Source organism: Chlorobaculum sp. 24CR, assembly GCF_004118635.1.
Taxonomy (GTDB): domain Bacteria; phylum Bacteroidota; class Chlorobiia; order Chlorobiales; family Chlorobiaceae; genus Chlorobaculum.
The window spans coordinates 1-3,279 of the sequence record NZ_SDGU01000046.1 but is presented as its reverse complement, the minus strand read 5'-3'; the positions used below and the strand labels follow the sequence as shown (position 1 = coordinate 3,279).

The 3,279-nt window shown below is 58.1% G+C and carries 2 protein-coding genes; both read left to right on the top strand.

Going from position 1 to position 3,279, the window contains the following annotated elements; translation table 11 throughout:
* Window positions 1–399 precede the first annotated feature (399 nt).
* The gene (secD, locus tag EST62_RS09270; protein ID WP_129051811.1) at window positions 400–2,232 is read left to right on the top strand and encodes a protein translocase subunit SecD; all 1,833 of its coding nucleotides are present in this window, start codon (window positions 400–402) and stop codon (window positions 2,230–2,232) included.
* Between the two features lie 15 nt (window positions 2,233–2,247).
* The gene (gene secF, locus EST62_RS09265) at window positions 2,248–3,174 is read left to right on the top strand and encodes a protein translocase subunit SecF (RefSeq protein ID WP_129051810.1); all 927 of its coding nucleotides are present in this window, start codon (window positions 2,248–2,250) and stop codon (window positions 3,172–3,174) included.
* The last annotated feature ends 105 nt before the right edge of the window (window positions 3,175–3,279 follow it).

Here is a 3,279-nt window from a genome sequence, read left to right as displayed (position 1 = left end):
GCTCAACGGCATCCACTTTAAACTGCTTGTCAGTACTGACGACGTGGCGTATGATGGCTTCTTTTTGTGTCTATCAAAATGTAGCAAGCCCACTAAAGCGCTTGGGGTTATCAAGGAGTGGGGCATCGATCCGGAAGAGTATGTCAGAAAGTTGACCGGGCAGCGAGACTGATGGGGCAAATGGGACTATTGGGAGAGCGGGAATGACGATGCGTTCTTGATTCCCGACCCGCTTCGGCCCCGTCAACGCTCAGCAATGGACAGCCGCGCGAGCTGCCTTTACGGGCCTTTTCTGTCGCCCTTTTCCCTCTTTTTTCACCCCCGCTGCCACGATTGTTAATCCAGACCCCGTTCTTTATATTGGCTTTTCTTTATCAATCGTGCGTAACGGCCTTTTTCATGAAAAACAACCGCTTTAAGCTCATTCTCATTGCCGTGGTCACGCTGGTCTCGTTATGGTCGATCTGGCCGACCTGGCGTGACCATGCCTTGACACAACAACTCAAGAGTTTCCATTCCCCCGAAGACAGCCTGAAGTTCGCCATCGATCATCGCACCGAAATCGAGCAGGCCAAAGACAAAAGCCTGAAGCTTGGCCTCGATCTGAAGGGCGGTATGCATCTGGTGATGGAGGTCGATATTCTCGATCTGATCCAGCAGAAGGCCTGGAACAAGGACGCGACCTTCAACCACGTCATGCAGATCGTCAAGAACGAGTCCGCCAGCTCCAATGCCAATGTGGTCGATCTGGTGGCCGCCGGGTTCAAGAAGGAGAACATCAAGCTCAGCCGTTACTTCTATGATATGCGCGACTCCGATCAGGATATTGTCAACAAGCTGAACGGCGAGGCCAAAGATGCGCTGGTGAGGGCCAAAGAGATCATCCGCAACCGTATCGACCAGTATGGCGTGGCTGAACCGGTGATTCAGACGCAGGGCTCGCAGCGCCTCGTCATCGAGCTGTCGGGCGTGACCGACGAGGCCAGGGTTCGCCGCCTCCTGATGGGCACGGCGAAGCTCGAATTCAAGCTGGTCAAGGATCCTGAAACGCTGCTCCGCGCCATCCAGCGCATCAGCGCCACGCCGCTCGTCGCTCCGGCTTCCGCCGCGCCCGCCGTGCCGTCTGACTCATCGATGGCCGCCACGCCGGTTGCCGCCGCTCCCCAGGCTGCCGGTACCGGCGTCAAAAAGCTTTCGGATGTGATCGGCATGATGCCAAATGGCCTGGTGTTCACTCCGGCCTACGCGCGCGATCAGGTCACGGCGGTGCTGAACCGGCCCGACGTGCAGGCGCTCTTGCCGCAGGATACCCAGTTGCTTCTGGCCGCCAAGCCCGACCAGACCTCCAAAGGCGAAAAATATTACCCGATCTATCTCCTCCAGAAGACTCCCGAACTGACCGGCGGCGTGATTACCGAGGCGAAGGCGACCTTCAGCGCCCAGGATAATCAGCCCGAGGTGCTCATGTCGATGAACGACGAGGGCACGTCGAAGTGGGCGCGCATCACCGGGGCTAACATCGGCAAGCAGATCGCCATCGTGCTTGACGGCGCGGTCTATAGCGCTCCGGTTGTGCAGTCGCGCATTCCGAGCGGCAACTCGGTCATCAACGGCATCGGCAGCCTCGACGAGGCTAAAGACCTCGAAATTATTTTGAAAGCCGGCGCGCTGCCTGCGCCGGTGCGAATCCTCGAAGAGCGCACCGTCGGCCCGTCGCTCGGCGCGGACTACATCCGGGCGGGTATGTTCTCGCTGACCTGGAGTTTTGCTGCGGTCGCTATCTTTATGATTTTCTATTATAACAAGGCGGGTATCGCCGCCGACCTGGCCCTCGTGCTCAACATTCTGGTCATCATCTCCGTGCTGGCCGGATTCAGCGCCGCCCTGACCCTGCCGGGCATCGCTGGTATTGTGCTGACGATGGGCATGGCCGTTGACGCCAACGTGCTGATTTACGAGCGCGTCCGCGAGGAGCTTGCCGACGGCAAGAGCCTTCGCATGGCGATCGACGCCGGCTATAACCGGGCGTTCTCATCGATTCTCGACTCTCACGTTACGACGCTCGCCGCGGCCTTTCTGCTCTATGTTTACGGCGTCGGGCCGATTCAGGGATTCGCCGTCACCCTCATGATCGGTACCGCCGCGAGCCTCTTTACGGCGATCGTGGTCACCAGGGTGCTGTTCAACCTGCTGCTCGACAGCAAGTTCATGAATGAAAAGAGTTTCGGATAATTACAAGACACTGCAATGCGCATTTTTCAGAAAACCGGTTTCAATTTCATCAAGCATCGCAAGATCGCCTATGCCATCTCCTCCATTCTGCTGATTGCGGGCATGGTCTCCCTCGTTTTCAGGGGGTTGAACTATGGCATCGATTTCAAGGGCGGTTCGGAGGTGGTGATTCGTTTCGAGAAAACGGTCGATGTCGGCGCGGTGCGCTCGCTCATGCGGGAGGCCGGGGTGAGCGGTTCGGTCAAGCAATACGGTCTGGATCGTTCGCTGTTGCTTAAAACCGATTTTCAGGGCGACACCACAAAACTCAGGAGTCTGATTCTGAACTCGCTCGCTTCCCGCCTGCCGGGCAATCCCGCGCAGATTCTGAGCGTCGAGGCGGTCGGCCCGAGCATCGCCTCCGACATGAAGATGTCGGCCATCAAGGCGCTGGCGGCGGCGCTGGTCGGCATTCTGCTCTACGTGAGCGTGCGTTTCGAGTTCAAGTTCGCCACGGCGGGCGTCGCGGCCATTTTTCACGATGTGCTGACCGTGCTCGGTCTGTTCAGCCTTTTGGGCGGCCTGTTCGATTTCATGCCGCTCGAAGTCGATCAGAGCATTATCGCGGCATTCCTGACCATTGCCGGTTACTCGATCACCGACACGGTTGTCGTTTATGACCGTATCCGCGAGCGGCTGCGCGGCCAGAAGCCATCCGAGTACGAACGGCTCTTCAACGAGAGCATGAACCAGACGCTCTCGCGAACCATTATCACCTCCGGCACCACCATGCTTTCGGTGATCGTGCTCTTCATTTTCGCCGGCCCGGCCATCCGCAGCTTCGCCTTCGCCATGTTCGCCGGAATTCTGGTTGGCACCTACTCCTCGATCTTCGTGGCCGCGCCTATCGTTTACGACTGGCAGACCCGTTCCAAAAATCCCATCAAGTTCAGAGGTTCCTGATCTTGCGTTCCCGCCATGCCCCCCTGCGGTCTCGACTGCCGGGGGGGGGGGGGAAAACAAAAAATACCCCGAGCTTTACCCCAGCCTAAAAACCCCAGTTCCCGT

Bases quoted from the DNA above. Each gene is read 5' to 3' on its own strand.
- secD (WP_129051811.1), top strand. From the start codon at position 400: ATGAAAAACAACCGCTTTAAGCTCATTCTCATTGCCGTGGTCACGCTG.
- secF (WP_129051810.1), top strand. From the start codon at position 2,248: ATGCGCATTTTTCAGAAAACCGGTTTCAATTTCATCAAGCATCGCAAG.